The sequence below is a fragment of the Tianweitania populi genome (assembly GCF_014652875.1).
Classification (GTDB): Bacteria; Pseudomonadota; Alphaproteobacteria; order Rhizobiales; family Rhizobiaceae; genus Tianweitania; species Tianweitania populi.
In genome coordinates this window covers 54,921-70,125 of record NZ_BMZQ01000002.1, presented here as the reverse complement: position 1 = coordinate 70,125, position 15,205 = coordinate 54,921, and the positions used below count along the sequence as shown (strand labels likewise).

13 protein-coding genes are annotated in these 15,205 nt (G+C 61.4%); 5 read left to right on the top strand and 8 right to left on the bottom strand.

Annotated features, from left to right (window positions below; genetic code table 11):
* Nucleotides 1-275: 275 nt before the first annotated feature.
* The 6 genes from IE166_RS09655 to IE166_RS09630 form a co-directional block, all read right to left on the bottom strand.
* Nucleotides 276-650, bottom strand: a complete 375-nt coding sequence (locus IE166_RS09655) for a DoxX family protein (protein WP_244641436.1) — start codon at nt 648-650, stop codon at nt 276-278.
* 134 nt (nt 651-784) lie between these two features.
* Nucleotides 785-2,176 (bottom strand): class II fumarate hydratase, encoded by a 1,392-nt coding sequence (gene fumC, locus IE166_RS09650; RefSeq protein WP_189503383.1) that lies wholly within the window; start codon nt 2,174-2,176, stop codon nt 785-787.
* A 184-nt stretch (nt 2,177-2,360) separates the two neighbouring features.
* A complete protein-coding gene (locus IE166_RS09645; RefSeq protein WP_189503382.1) occupies nt 2,361-2,546 on the bottom strand; it encodes a CsbD family protein in 186 nt (61 codons plus the stop codon).
* Nucleotides 2,547-2,710: 164 nt separating this feature from the next.
* A complete protein-coding gene (gene groL / locus IE166_RS09640; RefSeq protein WP_189503381.1) occupies nt 2,711-4,354 on the bottom strand; it encodes a chaperonin GroEL in 1,644 nt (547 codons plus the stop codon).
* 59 nt (nt 4,355-4,413) lie between these two features.
* Nucleotides 4,414-4,707: a co-chaperone GroES gene (gene groES / locus IE166_RS09635; RefSeq protein ID WP_189503380.1), complete on the bottom strand. Its 294-nt coding sequence runs from the start codon at nt 4,705-4,707 to the stop codon at nt 4,414-4,416.
* 263 nt (nt 4,708-4,970) lie between these two features.
* The gene (locus IE166_RS09630; RefSeq protein ID WP_244641435.1) at nt 4,971-6,785 is read right to left on the bottom strand and encodes a pilus assembly protein; all 1,815 of its coding nucleotides are present in this window, start codon (nt 6,783-6,785) and stop codon (nt 4,971-4,973) included.
* A 171-nt stretch (nt 6,786-6,956) separates the two neighbouring features.
* Here IE166_RS09630 and IE166_RS09625 point away from each other — a divergent pair, with 171 nt between their 5' ends.
* The 3 genes from IE166_RS09625 (at nt 6,957) to IE166_RS09615 (ending at nt 9,705) form a co-directional block, all read left to right on the top strand.
* Nucleotides 6,957-7,817: a TIGR01459 family HAD-type hydrolase gene (locus tag IE166_RS09625; RefSeq protein WP_189503379.1), complete on the top strand. Its 861-nt coding sequence runs from the start codon at nt 6,957-6,959 to the stop codon at nt 7,815-7,817.
* Nucleotides 7,818-7,819: 2 nt separating this feature from the next.
* A complete protein-coding gene (locus IE166_RS09620) occupies nt 7,820-8,803 on the top strand; it encodes a bifunctional riboflavin kinase/FAD synthetase (protein ID WP_189503378.1) in 984 nt (327 codons plus the stop codon).
* Nucleotides 8,804-8,877: 74 nt separating this feature from the next.
* Entirely contained in the window at nt 8,878-9,705 is an 828-nt protein-coding gene (locus tag IE166_RS09615) for a MipA/OmpV family protein (RefSeq protein WP_189503377.1), read from the top strand.
* Here IE166_RS09615 and IE166_RS09610 read toward each other — a convergent pair.
* Entirely contained in the window at nt 9,702-10,301 is a 600-nt protein-coding gene (locus IE166_RS09610) for an HdeD family acid-resistance protein (protein ID WP_189503376.1), read from the bottom strand. The two genes, IE166_RS09615 and IE166_RS09610, sit on opposite strands and share 4 nt — an antisense overlap.
* 313 nt (nt 10,302-10,614) lie before the next feature.
* Between IE166_RS09610 and ileS the strand changes: the two genes are divergently transcribed.
* Nucleotides 10,615-13,827: an isoleucine--tRNA ligase gene (ileS, locus tag IE166_RS09605; protein WP_189503375.1), complete on the top strand. Its 3,213-nt coding sequence runs from the start codon at nt 10,615-10,617 to the stop codon at nt 13,825-13,827.
* A gap of 220 nt (nt 13,828-14,047) precedes the next feature.
* Nucleotides 14,048-14,725, top strand: a complete 678-nt coding sequence (locus IE166_RS09600) for a hypothetical protein (RefSeq protein ID WP_189503374.1) — start codon at nt 14,048-14,050, stop codon at nt 14,723-14,725.
* On the opposite strand, the gene IE166_RS09595 is transcribed toward IE166_RS09600, so the two are convergent.
* On the bottom strand, nt 14,722-15,156 hold the full coding sequence (locus IE166_RS09595; RefSeq protein WP_189505805.1) for a nucleoside deaminase: 435 nt from the start codon (nt 15,154-15,156) through the stop codon (nt 14,722-14,724). The genes IE166_RS09600 and IE166_RS09595 overlap by 4 nt on opposite strands.
* Between the last annotated feature and the right edge of the window lie 49 nt (nt 15,157-15,205).

Genomic DNA, 15,205 nt, shown 5'->3' with positions numbered 1-15,205 from the left:
GGTCTTTCTAATTCTAAAGCTGACGTTCAGTGGTATGAACCACATGGCGTCACCTCCAGTTCGAGAACAAAGCCGTTGCCTCGGCCGGGGTGGCTCATCCTCCCCGGTGCGCTGCTGGCATCAGCGCGTTCTGCTTTTGTCTCGACATCATCCTTGTAGCATCAACCGGCTGCCTTCATGCAAGCCCAGTCCCAGTCAGGCACAAAAAAGCCCGGCGCGAGGGCCGGGCTTGGTCGTCATGAAAATAGCTTAGGCTGTGCTGGAAGCGCGACGGTTTAACGGCGCGCATCTACCGAGATCGAACCGGCACCGTAGACACCCAGAACGAGGAAGCCGCCGGCGATAGCCAGGTTCTTCTGGAAGTTGATCAGCTGCATCATGTCGGACCAGTTCATATGGGCGACAAAGGCGGTGGCGATGGTGAAGATGGCCAAGGCAAAGGCAGCTTCGCGGGTGCGGAAGCCGATCAGAATGGCCAGGCCGCCAAGCAGTTCAAGCAGGCCGACAAGCACGGCCACGACCATCGGGGCAGGGATGCCCATACCGCCGAAATAGCCGGCGGTGCCGCCGAGCGCGGTCAGCTTGCTGAAGCCGGAAAGAATGAAAATGATCGACAGCAGGATGCGGCCGATAAGCACGACGATGGACATGGAAGCCTCGCTGGGAAAGAACTGCATCCTATTTGGAGCAAATCCTCTCCCAGCGGGAGACAGCAAACGCGCGACGCATTGTTCAACGAGTGAGAACATGCGTCTCGCAGGTGTTCACAGTAGAGGCGGCTGGATCAACCCGGCTGCGTCATCGCTTCTGGCTTCACGAGGGCATCATACTCTTCATCGGTAACCTCGCCGCTGCCCACGGCTTCTTCGCGCAGCGTCGTGCCGTTCTTATGCGCGGTCTTGGCGATCTTGGCAGCCGCGTCATAGCCGATCTTTGGGGCAAGTGCGGTCACCAGCATCAGCGAGCGCTGCATCAGATCGTCGATGCGGCGCTCATCGGCTTCGATGCCGTCGACGCAGTTGTCGGCAAAGGAGCGCATGGCATCCGCCAGGATGCGGATCGATTGCAGCACGTTGAGCGCGATAACCGGCTTGAAGACGTTGAGCTCGAAATGACCTTGGCTGGCGGCGAAAGCAACGGCTGTCTGGTTGCCCATCACCTGCGCGGCAACCATCGTCAGGGCTTCGGCCTGGGTCGGATTGACCTTGCCCGGCATGATCGAGGAGCCCGGCTCGTTTTCCGGCAGCTTCAACTCGCCCAGGCCGGAACGCGGACCAGAGCCGAGGAAGCGGATGTCGTTGCCGATCTTGAACAGGTCGGCGGCCAGCGCCGTCAGCGAGCCATGCAGGTCGGTCAGCGCACCATGCGAGGCCAGCGCTTCGAACTTGTTGGCAGCAGTTCGGAAGGGCAGGGAGGTGATGGTCGAAACGCGCTCGGCAAACGCCGTATCAAAACCGACCGGTGCGTTGAGGCCCGTGCCGACCGCCGTGCCGCCCTGCGCCAGCGCGTAGACGTCTTCCAGGCTGTCCGCGATGCGCTTCTCGCCGAGTTCAAGCGCCACGAGATAGCCGGAAAACTCCTGGCCAAGCGTCAGCGGCGTCGCATCCTGTGTGTGCGTACGGCCGATCTTGACGATCTTGTCGAAGGCATCGACCTTCTTCTCGAGCGCCGTTTGCAGATGCTCAAGAGCAGGCAACAGCCGTTCATGCACTTCCAACACAGCGGCGATGTGCATGGCCGTCGGGAACGTGTCGTTCGACGACTGGCTCATATTGACGTGGTCGTTAGGGTGAACAGGCTTCTTGGAGCCCATCGTACCGCCCAGGATCTCGATGGCGCGGTTCGAGATCACCTCATTGGCATTCATGTTCGACTGCGTGCCCGAACCGGTCTGCCAGACCACCAGCGGGAAGTGATCGTCGAGCGCGCCCGAAATGACCTCGTCGGCCGCTGAAACGATGGTGCTGCCGATGTCCTTGTCGAGCTTGCCGAGATCCATGTTCACTTCGGCTGCCGCACGCTTCACCATGCCGAGCGCATGAACCAGCGGAAGCGGCATGCGATCGCCGCCGATCTTGAAGTTTTCCAGGGAGCGCTGGGTTTGCGCGCCCCAATACTTGTCGGATGGGACGTCGATGGGCCCGAATGTATCACTTTCACGGCGGATGTCGGCCATGGTCTGATCTCCTGTTCGCGCGTGTGGCTAGCACAACAAGGTGCGCGCTGCCATCGGCTGCTTGTGGTCCAAATCGATTGAGTGAAGAAGAAGCTGTGAACGCGGTCAGATCAGGCGTGTCAGCAACAAAAAAGCCGGCCACTGAGGTGACCGGCTTTCTTTGGTTTCGGATCAAAGATCCGTCTTATTCTTCCAGCTTGCGGGCTGCGTCGCTCTTCACGTCGCCAACGCCCTTCTGGACCTTGCCTTCAGCCTTATCGAGCTTGCCATCGACCTGCATGCTGGTGTCGCCAGTGGCGCCGCCGACTGCATCCTTGACCGCGCCCTTGACCTGCTTGCCGACGCCTTCGACCTGATCTTTGTTTACCATGGTAAATCTCCTTATCAGCGGATCTGATGGACACTTAACGCATCGATCTGCCTAGCGTTCCATCAGATGCTAACAGAAGCATCGTAGACACGAAAAAGGGCGGCATCGCTGCCGCCCTTTCGGTAGTTGGTAAGGGTGGTTCCCGGGTAGAGCCCGGGAAGGACTTAGAAGTCCATACCGCCCATGCCGCCCATGCCGCCGCCCGGCATTGCCGGCATCGGGGAGTCCTTCTTCGGAGCTTCCGCGATCATGGCTTCCGTCGTGATCAGCAGGCCGGCAACCGAAGCTGCATCCTGAAGAGCCGTACGAACGACCTTGACCGGATCGACGATGCCGAGCTGGATCAGATCGCCATACTCGTCGGTAGCAGCGTTGTAGCCGAAGGTCGGCGTGTTGTCGTCCATGATGCGGCCGGCAACGATCGATGCTTCAGCACCGGCGTTGGAAGCGATCTGGCGAACCGGAGCCTGAAGAGCACGACGCACGATGGCGATGCCGGCAGCCTGGTCGGCATTGATGCCTTGTGCCGTGATCGACTTCGTTGCGCGCAGCAGTGCAGTGCCGCCGCCGGGAACGATGCCTTCTTCAACCGCAGCGCGGGTTGCGTTCAGGGCGTCGTCGACGCGGTCCTTCTTTTCCTTGACTTCGACTTCCGTCGCGCCGCCGACGCGGATCACCGCGACGCCGCCTGCGAGCTTGGCGAGACGCTCCTGGAGCTTCTCCTTGTCGTAGTCCGACGTGGTTTCTTCGATCTGCTGCTTGATCTGGGCAACGCGGCCCTGGATCTCCGGCTTCTGGCCGGCGCCGTCGACGATCGTGGTGTTTTCCTTGGTGATGGACACCTTCTTGGCGCGGCCGAGCATGTTGAGGCCAACATTCTCAAGCTTGATGCCCAGATCTTCGGAAATCACCTGACCGCCGGTCAGGATGGCGATGTCTTCCAGCATGGCCTTGCGGCGATCGCCGAAGCCCGGAGCCTTGACGGCAGCGATCTTCAGACCGCCACGCAGCTTGTTGACGACGAGCGTGGCCAAAGCCTCACCCTCAACGTCTTCCGAGATGATGACCAGCGGCTTCGAAGACTGAACAACAGCCTCGAGAACCGGCAGCATCGCCTGGAGGTTGGAGAGCTTCTTCTCGTGCAGAAGAATGTAAGCGTCTTCCAGCTCAGCAACCATCTTGTCCGGGTTGGTGACGAAGTATGGGCTGAGATAGCCGCGGTCGAACTGCATGCCTTCGACGACTTCGAGTTCGGTCTCGGCAGTCTTGGCTTCCTCGACGGTGATGACACCCTCGTTGCCGACCTTCTGCATCGCTTCCGCGATCATCTGGCCGATTTCCTTTTCGCCGTTAGCCGAGATGGTGCCGACCTGAGCAACTTCTTCCGAAGTGTTGATCTTCTTGGCAACCTTGCCGAGTTCAGCCACGACTTCCGAAACAGCGAGGTCGATGCCGCGCTTCAGGTCCATCGGGTTCATGCCGGCGGCAACAGCCTTGGCGCCTTCCTGAACGATCGCCTGGGCGAGAACGGTTGCGGTGGTCGTGCCGTCACCAGCCTTGTCGTTGGTCTTCGAGGCCACTTCGCGCACCATCTGGGCGCCCATGTTCTCGAACTTGTCTTCCAGCTCGATCTCCTTGGCGACGGTAACGCCGTCCTTGGTGATGCGCGGGGCGCCGAACGACTTGTCGATCACGACGTTGCGGCCCTTGGGACCGAGCGTAACCTTGACGGCGTTGGCGAGGATGTCGACGCCGCGCAGCATACGCTCGCGGGCATCACGGGAGAATTTTACGTCTTTTGCAGCCATGTGCTTGCTCCTGGGCCTTGGGCCCGAATGTCAGGTTGCGATTGAGCGAAAAAGGCTGATCAGCCGATGATGCCCATGATGTCGGATTCCTTCATGATCAGAAGGTCTTCGCCATTGAGCTTCACTTCGGTGCCGGACCACTTGCCGAACAGGACGCGGTCGCCTGCCTTGACGTCGAGGGCAACGACCTTGCCGCTCTCATCGCGTGCGCCGGAACCAACGGCGATAACTTCGCCTTCCTGCGGCTTTTCCTTGGCGGTGTCCGGGATGATGATCCCGCCGGCGGACTTTTCCTCGGACTCGACCCGACGAACGACCACGCGGTCATGAAGCGGGCGGAAATTGCTGGCCATATCCAATACTTCCTCGGTTGGATGATGTCGGTAGGTTCGTGTGAACCGGTTAGCACTCAATGAGGGAGAGTGCTAACGCGACGCCGAGATAAGCGAGGGAGATTTTAGTGTCAAGGTCGGCCGTGGTTGCCGGAGCGGAGAAAATGCTCACTGCTGGCCACTAGTGCCGTTCCCCATAGCTGGGTTTTCCCACACGAATACGCAAGGCGCATGACACGCCTGCGCCGGTTCGTTCGAATTTTAGTTAACGGTGCGAAGGGAGTTCAGCTGACGATGCGAAGGTTGGAAAGCTCGTCGGCGATGCGCTTGAAGTCCTCAGCGAGGGTTGCGCCAGTTGAGTTCCAGAACAGCTTTTCCGGATTGCCCTTGGCATCCTTGCGGAAGCGAGAGTTGGAAGCGCAGGCACTCAGCGCATCGATTTGGGCTTTCTCGGTTGTGTTTTTAGCATCGAGATCAAGGGCTACAGTCATAACAACGATGTTCGCCTCCTTGGCATTCTTGCACAGAGAGTCAAACTGCTGGTTCATAGCCTTTGTATAATTGCTGCTCGAAAAGCCTGAGATAGACGTGTTCATGAAAATGCGAGTTTTGCTTGGGCTGTTATAGCCTCTGCCTGTGTAGCCGAAGCTGCCATAGGTGGAGCGGTTCTGTGCAGAGTCCTCGCCGGTAGGCGTGAAATACGTGTTCTCTCCGTCCGTAAGAACGATCAACACTTTATCATTGCCCCGTTCTTTCTCAGAACGGCCACCTGTGAACGGCGCCTGGGAGGACAGCACACGCCAGCCCCACGCCATGCCTTCGGGCACGTTCGTGTTGCCATTAGCGCGCATTGCATCAATCGCGACCTTTACTTCGTTGATGCCAGCTGTCGTGCCGACGTTCTTAAGAGGCAGAACTGGCGTTGTCGTGCAGCCATAGTTTGGTCCCGAACCAGCGGGGATCGCAGAGATACGATTGACATTGACGTATTTCGTCATGTCTCGCTGTCGGTCGAGGGCACCTCTGTTCTGCGGCGCATCGTCAGGCCACCAACTATTTGGCGCGGAACCGATGTCAGCCTCATCGGGCGCAAACATCGGCACGAACAAGGTCGCTGGGGTGCTTCTTGTGGCCGCTGTATCGTTGACATTGTAGGGATAGGGTCGTGTTTCTACACATCCTCCCCAGCTTGCCACTAGAGCCGTAGAACTGCCCTGACCTGTGTAGCGTCTCACGTAATCGTAGAGGGTGAATCGAGTGAGATACGCATTCTCCATCCCAATTTCAGCCCAGTTCTTGCCGCGAGCGCGCTTCCCTCCGCCGACATCCTCAACCCACATACTGTTGCCGTATCGGGTTCGGAAGGTCGACCAGTCGAAGTTCTCATGATGGATTGGTGAAATGCCATCTCCATCCATCCAGCCTTCGTAGCGATTGCCTGCTCCCACATTCACGGAAGCGGCGAATGGTACCAAGCCGATCTGAACCGGCTTGTCGACCTGTTTCATCTTGGCGCTTTCCGCCGACATCGTATCGACAAGCTGCTTGGCGGCGTCCTTGAGAATTGTGAGGCGCGCCTTCCCTGAGCCTTTGCCCTTATCGCTCATCGACCCCGAATTATCGAGCACGAGCGCCACTTCAATCGTGTTCTTCAGCTTGACCTCAGTCGCAGCTGCAAAGGACAGCGAACTCGCCTGCTTGCCCATCAGCGACTGAAAGGTTCCGAAGAACACGGGATCGTAGCTCAGATTAGCCGACATCTTCAGCAAACCGCCACCGGCTTTGCTTCCGGGAAGATCAACTTGGAGCGTTGCCCTCTTGGGATTGATGTTCCCTAGATTCGCATCGAAAAACTGGCGCGCGTAGGTTTCCGTCTCCGCATCCGTTGCCCCTTCCAAAATCCGCCTCGCCGTCGCGATACCGGCCGCGTCCAACGCGTTCAGCGTCATCTGCCGCTCGCGGCTCATTTCGCTGTAATCAACGGCGAGCGCCACCGCGCCGAAAAGCGGAACGGCGGCGATGATGGTCATCAGCGCGTAATTGCCGCGTGTGTCCTGCAGGAAGTCACGGATCAGGGAGGAAAAGCGTTTACGGGTCATGAGCGCGTCATGGCACGGCAGCTCCTAAGATGCTGTTCGGCCGATTGTTTGCTTTTTATGCGTCTCGATAAAGGAGCAGCAGGAGCCTCATGCCACGCGAACAGGGTGACAGGTGCGCGGCCTTGGGCTAAGCGAACGGCGCGCCTTTCATCCATGCTTGCAGGACAGTTCATGACATCAGCGCCGAAGATGATCGCCTCGCTCGATCAGGTCTCGGACAGCTACGCCGCCATTTTGTGTGATGTGTGGGGTGTGCTGCACAACGGCGTCGACAGCTTCAAGGAGGCAAGCGAGGCATTGACGGCCGCGCGCGCTCGCGGCCTGGCTGTGGTGCTCATCACCAATGCGCCGCGCCCTTATGCCGATGTGGAAGCGCAGATCCGAGGTCTCGGCGTGCCGGCTGAAGCCTATGACCGCATCGTCACCTCCGGCGATGTCACGCGCGAGCTGATCCGAAACGGCCCGCGCCGCATCTACCATATCGGCAACGAGCGGGAACTCACCCTGTACGAAGGCCTCGACGTCGAGCTGGTCGAGGAGTTCGAGGCATCCGGCATCTGCTGCACCGGCCTGTTCGACGACCGAACGGAAACGCCGGAAGATTACGCCGAACAGCTGCGCCGTCTGCGCTCGCGTGATCTGCCGATGATCTGCGCCAATCCCGACATCGTGGTGGAACGCGGCCATGAACTGGCCTGGTGCGCCGGCGCCCTGGCGCGTGATTATGGCTTGCTCGGTGGCCGCACGCTGATTGCCGGCAAGCCGCATCGCCCGATCTACCAGGCAGCCTTCGCTGCCGCGTCCGAAGTTCTAGGCCGTGAGATCAGCGCGTCCGACTGCCTTGCGATTGGCGATGGCATGCTGACCGATGTGAAGGGCGCGGTCGATAACGGTGTCGATGTGCTCTACGTCTCGGCCGGCATCCACGCGCGGGAATATGGTCCGTCGCATGCGCCGGATGTTGCCATGCTCGGCAGCTTCCTTGCCAAGCACAGCGCCGATCCTGTCGGCGTCATCCCGATGCTGCGATAAGAATGACCATCCTCCGCATTGCTTCACCGTCTGATCTGCCGGCACAATTGCGCGGCGGCGTGGTTGCCATCGGCAATTTCGACGGTGTGCATCGCGGCCATTTCAGCGTGCTCGAGCGCGCTCTGGAGATCGCGCGTGAATCCGGCGTTCCGGCGCTGGTCCTCACCTTCGAGCCGCATCCGCGCTCCGTTTTTCGCCCTGACAGTCCGGTTTTCCGGCTGACACCGGCGCCGCTTCGCGCACGGCTTCTGGACGCGCTCGGCTTCGATGCCGTGATCGAGCAGCCATTCAACCGCGGCTTCGCCTCGACCTCGGCGGAAGACTTCGTTCATTCCATTCTGCGGGATGCCCTGGACATCCGCCACGTCGTCACCGGCGTCGACTTCCATTTCGGAAAAGAGCGCCGTGGCGGCCCGGCCTTTCTGATGGCTGAAGGGGAGCGGCTCGGCTTTGGCGTCACGCTGGTGGATGCGTTCCGCGATGAGAATGCCGAGGTGATTTCCTCCAGCCGCATCCGCTCGCTCCTGAGCGCGGGCGATGTGGCTGAAGCGGCCGGCCTGCTGGGCTATCGCTTCACGGTTGAAGCGGAGGTCGGCCACGGCAAGAAGCTCGGCCGCACGCTCGGCTACCCCACTGCCAATATGCGGCTGCCGGCCGAAACCGATCTCGCGCTCGGCATCTATGCGGTGCGTTACCGTCGGCCAGACGGCAGCCTGCATGACGGCGTCGCCTCCTTCGGCCGCCGTCCGACGGTGGACGCGGATGGTGCGCCGCTGCTTGAAACCTTCCTGTTCGATTTCAGCGGCAATCTCTACGGCGAAGTCTCCTCCGTCTCGTTTTTTGGCTTCCTGCGCGGCGAAGAAAAGTTCGACGATCTCGACGCTTTGGTCGTCCAGATGAAGAAGGATGAGGCGGAAGCGAGAGCGTTGCTTTCGCGCATCACTCCGCTGAGTGATTTGGATCGCGCCTTGTCATTCGGCTCCTGATTAGGCAGATCGAAACCATAGCCGCCTCAATCCTCGACCATGAGGCCTCAGTGGCAGGCGGCAAGGAGTAGGTCATGCGTTACGGTTTGATGGGTTCGACGGCTGCAATCCTGTTGGCGGTCACCGCCTATGCGCAGGCTGCCGATCAGCTGGAAGCCCCGGTTGAAACCTCCACCGGGTTCTTCGGCGGCGAATGGAGCCTGACCATCGGCGCGGCCGCTCTAGCCATTCCGGAGTTCGAGGGTTCGAAGGACTACCGCTTCTTTGCGCAGCCGCTGGTCTCGTTTGGCCGCAAGGGCACCGAGCAGCGCTTCACCTCGCGCAACGACAACATTTCGATTGCGCTCATCGACACCGGCAACTTCCGCGCTGGTCCGACCGGCAAGCTGGTTTTCGGCCGCGACAGCGATGATTATGACGATATCGAAGGCCTGAGCGATGTCGATTTCGGCGTCGAAGTCGGTGGCTTCGCCGAGTTCTACCCGACCGAGTGGATCCGCTTCCGCGGTGAAGTGCGCCAGGCGATCGGCGCTCATGAAGGTCTGGTCGCCGATGGCGCGATCGATGCCTTCGCCTATCTGACGCCTGCACTGCGCATCTCCGGTGGCCCGCGCATCACCTATGGCAACGACAAGTATTTCGATGCCTATTATGGCGTCGACTTCTCCGAAGCCGCCGTCAGCGGCCTGTCGCCTTATTCGCCGGATGAGGGCGTCGCGTCCTACGGTGTCGGCGGCGCGCTGACCTGGAAGACCACCGACCGGATCGAAACCAGCCTGTTCGGCGAATATCGCCGTTTGGCTGGCCCGGCTGAAGATTCCAGCATCGTGCAGGAACGCGGCAACAAGAACCAGTTCACGGTCGGCGTCTCGGCAACCTACCGCTTCGACTTCGCGCTCTAAGCGGAGGGAACACCGTGTTTCAGGGCGAGGCCGAGAGCAATCGTGGCCCAGCCCTGGAATATGAGGTCGATTGCCAGGAACATGCCGAGCACCCACAGGCTGTTCACGGGCCAGCCAAGCGCGATCACGAGGCCAGCCAGCAGAGTGACCAAGCCGGAAAGCACCATCCAGCCCCAGTTGTGGGCTGGACGCGACTGAAAGCCGACGCCGATCCGCGCCACGCCGCTCGCAACCAGAGCAGCCGCGAGGAACAGGGTGAGGAAGGCCGAGGCCATCAGCGGGTTGATCAGCGCCGCCAGCCCCGCTAGCGCATAGATCACGCCGCCCAGCACCCACCAGAAGAAGCTCGACCAGCTTTTCACCGAAAAGGCCTGCGCAATCTGGATCGCAGCGGCAATCAGCATGAGGAGGCCGACTGTATAAACGGACGCGACGGTTGCCACGAGCGTGTTCAGGAAGGCCATGGTGCCCAGCAGGATCAACGCAACGCCCAGAGCCACGAACCAGCCCCAGCGGTGACGCAGCTCAGCCACGGACAAGCGCGAGCGCGGGTCGAGACCAGAGCGCGTTGAGTTGGGCGTGAAGGTGGTCGGCATAAGCAACATCCCCGGTAAAGCCGCTCAATCCATCGCTGGTGGATTGGTTCCGATCGCGGTAGCCGGGCGATGCCGCTGCATCTGCTCAAACTTCGCGCTTTATTCCGGCCGCAGCCTTGGCTAAGAACGCGCTCATGCCAGCGCATCTGCCCCTGATCGCTCCTGCGATACGAATTATTGGCCCGGCCTTCCGGGCGGCCTGAGGCCACCGGAAGCTCCGGGATATCTGCGCGGCCTCGTTCGCGCTCTTTCTGTTAGCCTGACCCTTCGACGCCGGCCCTTCAGTGCCCGCCCTTCAGATGGCCTTCTTCTTATGTCCGACACGCCTGAAACCCTCGATTACTCCAAGACCCTTTATCTGCCGCAGACGGATTTCCCGATGCGCGCTGGCCTGCCGGACAAGGAGCCGCAGATCGTGGCGCGCTGGCAGGAGATGGACCTCTACGCCAAGCTTCGCGAAAGTGGCTCCGGCCGACCCAAATACGTCCTGCATGACGGCCCGCCCTATGCCAACGGCAACATCCATATCGGCCATGCGCTCAACAAGATCCTGAAGGACGTCATCACGCGCTCCTTCCAGATGCGCGGCTACGACTCTAATTACGTGCCGGGCTGGGACTGCCACGGCCTGCCGATCGAATGGAAGATCGAGGAACAGTACCGCGCCAAGGGCCTCGACAAGGACCAGGTTGATATCAACGAGTTCCGCAAGGAGTGCCGCGAATTCGCCGCTGGCTGGATCAGCGTGCAGGGTGCCGAGTTCCAGCGCCTGGGCGTTGTCGGCGACTTCAAGAACCCCTACACCACCATGAACTTCCACGCCGAAGCCCGCATCGCCGGCGAGCTGCTGAAGTTCGCGATGTCCGACCAGCTTTATCGCGGCTCAAAGCCGGTGATGTGGTCAGTGGTTGAGCGCACGGCGCTGGCGGAGGCCGAGGTCGAGTATCACGACTACGAGTCGGACACGATCTGGGTGAAGTTCCCGGTGCAATCCGGCGCCAACAGCGCATCGGCGAATGCGTTGGCTGCCACCGGCGTGGGCGAGGGGACCGACCTCGACGGCGCAAGCGTGGTCATCTGGACCACGACGCCGTGGACCATCCCCGGCAACCGCGCTGTCGCTTATTCCGACCGTGTTGAATACGGCCTGTATGAAGTCGCATCCGTCGAGAACGATTTTGGCCCCCGCGCTGGCGAGAAGCTGATCTTTGCGAAGAAGCTAGCCGAAGATGCCGCGACCAAGGCCAAGCTTACGCTGACCTTCATCCGCGATGTCTCAGCCGCGGAACTGGCTACGATTCAGCTTTCACATCCGCTGAAGGGCTTGTCTTCAACCTCCCCCTTGAGGGGAGGTCGAACCGAAGGTTCGGGTGGGGGTGATGGCGCCAACGCAGCACCCCCACCCCTTACCCCTCCCCTCAAGTGGGAGGAGGGCGGAAGCGTCGAGCCTTACTCCTTTATCGTCCCGCTTCTTCTCGGCGACCACGTCACCGATGACGCCGGCACCGGCTTCGTCCACACGGCACCCAGCCACGGCCGCGAGGATTTCGACGCCTGGATGGATGCAGCCCCATCGCTACGCGCCCGAGGAATCGACACCGCCATCCCCTTCACCGTGGATGACGCCGGCTACTTCACCAAAGACGCGCCGGGCTTTGGGCCGGATCGAGAAGGCGGCCCTGCGCGCGTGATCGATGACAACGGCAAGAAGGGCGACGCCAACAAGGTCGTCATCGAGGCCCTGATCGCTGCCAACGCGCTGTTTGCGCGCGGCCGTCTCAAACACTCCTATCCGCATTCCTGGCGCTCCAAAAAGCCGGTGATCTTCCGCAACACGCCGCAATGGTTCGTCCATATGGACAAGGAACTGAACGGCTATGGCTTGGCCTCTTCAACCTCCCCCTTGAGGGGAGGTCGAACCGAAGGTTCGGGTGGGGGTAATGACGCACTCGGCGCTTCAGTACCCCCACCCCTAACCTCTCCCCTCAAGGGGGAGGGGGATCCTGCTGGTACACCCGACACCCTCCGCTCCCGCGCACTCGCCGCCATCGACGCCACCCGCTTCGTCCCCGAACAGGGCCAGACCCGTCTGCGCGCCATGATCGCCGATCGTCCCGACTGGGTGCTTTCCCGGCAAAGGGCGTGGGGCGTGCCGATCTGCGCCTTCGCCGACAAGGATGGCAATGTGCTCAAGGATGAAGGCGTCAATGCCCGCATCCTCGAAGCCTTCGAGGCAGAGGGCGCCGATGCCTGGTTCGCGGAAGGTGCCCGCGAGCGCTTCCTCGGCTCCCGCGCTAATGAACCCTGGACGATGGTCCGCGACATCCTCGATGTCTGGTTCGACTCGGGCTCGACCCATACCTTCACGCTGGAAGACCGTCCCGACCTAAAATGGCCGGCCGATGTCTATCTCGAGGGCTCGGACCAGCATCGCGGCTGGTTCCATTCCTCGCTTCTGGAAAGCTGCGCCACGCGCGGCCGTGCGCCCTACAACGCCGTTGTCACCCATGGCTTCACCATGGACGAGGACGGCCGCAAGATGTCGAAGTCGCTCGGCAATACGGTCGTTCCGCAGGATGTCATGAAACAGTCCGGCGCCGATATCCTGCGCCTGTGGGTCATGACCACCGATTACTGGGAAGACCAGCGGCTCGGCAAGAACGTGCTGCAAACCAACATCGACGCCTACCGCAAGCTGCGCAACACCATCCGCTGGATGCTGGGCACGCTCGCTCATGACGAAGGCGAGGACGTCGCATTGGCCGACATGCCGGAACTTGAACGGCTCATGCTGCACCGGCTGTCGGAACTCGATGAGCTGGTCCGCAAGGGCTATGACGAGTTCGAGTTCAAGCGCATCACGCGTGCGCTGATCGACTTCATGGTGGTAGAGCTGTCGGCCTTCTACTTCGACATCCGCAAGGACGCGCTCTATTGCGACGCGCCGTCGAGCACCCGCCGCAAGGCCTCGCTCGTGGTCGTGCGGCACCTCTTCAACTGCGTCGTGAAGTGGCTCGCACCCATGCTGCCCTTCACCACGGAAGAAGCCTGGCGCGACCGCAACCCGGATGCCATCTCGGTGCATCTCGAGCAGTTCCCGGATCTGCCGGCCGAATGGCGCGACGATGCGCTTGCTGCGAAGTGGCGCAAGGTCCGTCAGGTCCGCAAAGTCGTCACGGCAGCCCTCGAAATCGAACGCGCCAAGAAGGCGATCGGCTCCTCGCTGGAAGCCGCGCCGACCGTCTACGTCACCGATGCCGATCTTGCGTCAGCCGTATCGGATGTGGACCTCGCTGAGATCGCCATCACTTCGGGCCTGACCCTGTCGAGCGAAGCCGCACCTTCAGGCGCGTTCGCGCTGGACGATGTGGCCGGCGTCGCGGTGGTTCCGGCCTTGGCGTCCGGCACGAAATGCGCGCGCTCCTGGCGCTATACGGATGATGTCGGCACCGATGCCGATTATCCCGACGTGTCGGCCCGCGATGCGGCCGCTTTGCGCGAACTGAAGGCGCTCGGCCGGATCTGAGGGCAGGGCCCACCGCTTGTGGAAACGGGGGAAGGGGAGCGTCGCGGGCGCGTTGCTCTCCGTTCCGCTTTCCTTTATGGCAACCATGCCTTGTTGTCGCCGAATTCCACCGCGATGCAGGGCGTTCATGCGGCTGGGGAGCCGCATCCGGCGCTTGGCCGGGAGAACCGTCTCGTCGAGGTGGTTCTGGCTGGATGGTGATGAAGGGCGAAGCGACGATATGACAGGCTTCTCGGCAAGGCGTGCTGCGATTGTAGCGCCGGTTCTTTTCGCCAGCGCTTTGGCTGCAGGCTGCATGTCCTCGCCCACTTACGGCACGGACAAGACGGCCAACGAGCAACTCGTCGAGGATGTGTCGGGCATGTTCGCGCTGGGCATGGGTGAGAAAAAGGAACGGATCGACTACAAGCCGCGCCCTGATCTCGTGCGCCCGTCCTCCAAGAACCTGCCGCCGCCGCAGGAAAGCGTCGCTTCCGCCGACAACACCGCCTGGCCGGAATCGCCCGAACAGCGCCGTGCGCGTATTCGCGCCGACGCGACGGCCAATCAAAATAACCCGAACTACCGTCCCGAAGTCGTGCCGGATGTCGATCCGGCAGCGCGCGCACGCCAGCCTGTCGCGGTCAACGCCCGCTTGTCCGAGCGTCCGATGAACGGTCTGGAACCCGGCGCCCGCAGCGAGCGCGAAGAGGTCCGCCGCCGCGTTGCCGAACAGCGTCAGGGCAGCCCGACCAGCCGCAAGTATCTCAGCGAGCCGCCGCTCACCTATCGCGAGCCATCCGCCACGGCCGATGCCAACGACATCGGCGAGGATGAGGCTGTGAAGGAGCGTCGTGCCAAGGCTGCGGCTCGCAAGGAGTCGGGCAGCAGCGGCAAGAGCTGGATCCCCTGGCTTTAAGCGTCACGCTTCCCGGCAAAGAAGCGCCGCAGCAAATCTGCCGAGCGCGTCTCGCCCAAGCCGGAATAGATGTCCGGCTGGTGATGGCAGGTCGGCTGTGTGAAGAAGCGGCCGCCATGCTCGACGCCCCCGCCCTTCGGGTCTGAAGCGCCGTAATAAAGCCGGCGCATCCTGGCGAACGAAATCGCCGCCGCGCACATGGCGCAGGGCTCCAGCGTCACGTAAAGATCGAGACCGGTCAGCCTTTCCTGACCGAGCTGTTCGCAGGCGCTGCGGATTGCCACGATCTCGGCATGGGCAGTGGGATCGTTGCGCAAGCGCGTTTCGTTTCCGCCCGCAGCAATGACCGCGCCGTTGCCGACAATCACGGCGCCAACGGGCACTTCGCCTCTCGCTGCGGCTTTTTCCGCCTGTTCGAAGGCGATTGCCATGAAATCCGGCTGCGTCATGATCGTATCCGCACTATAAACCTCGCAACGC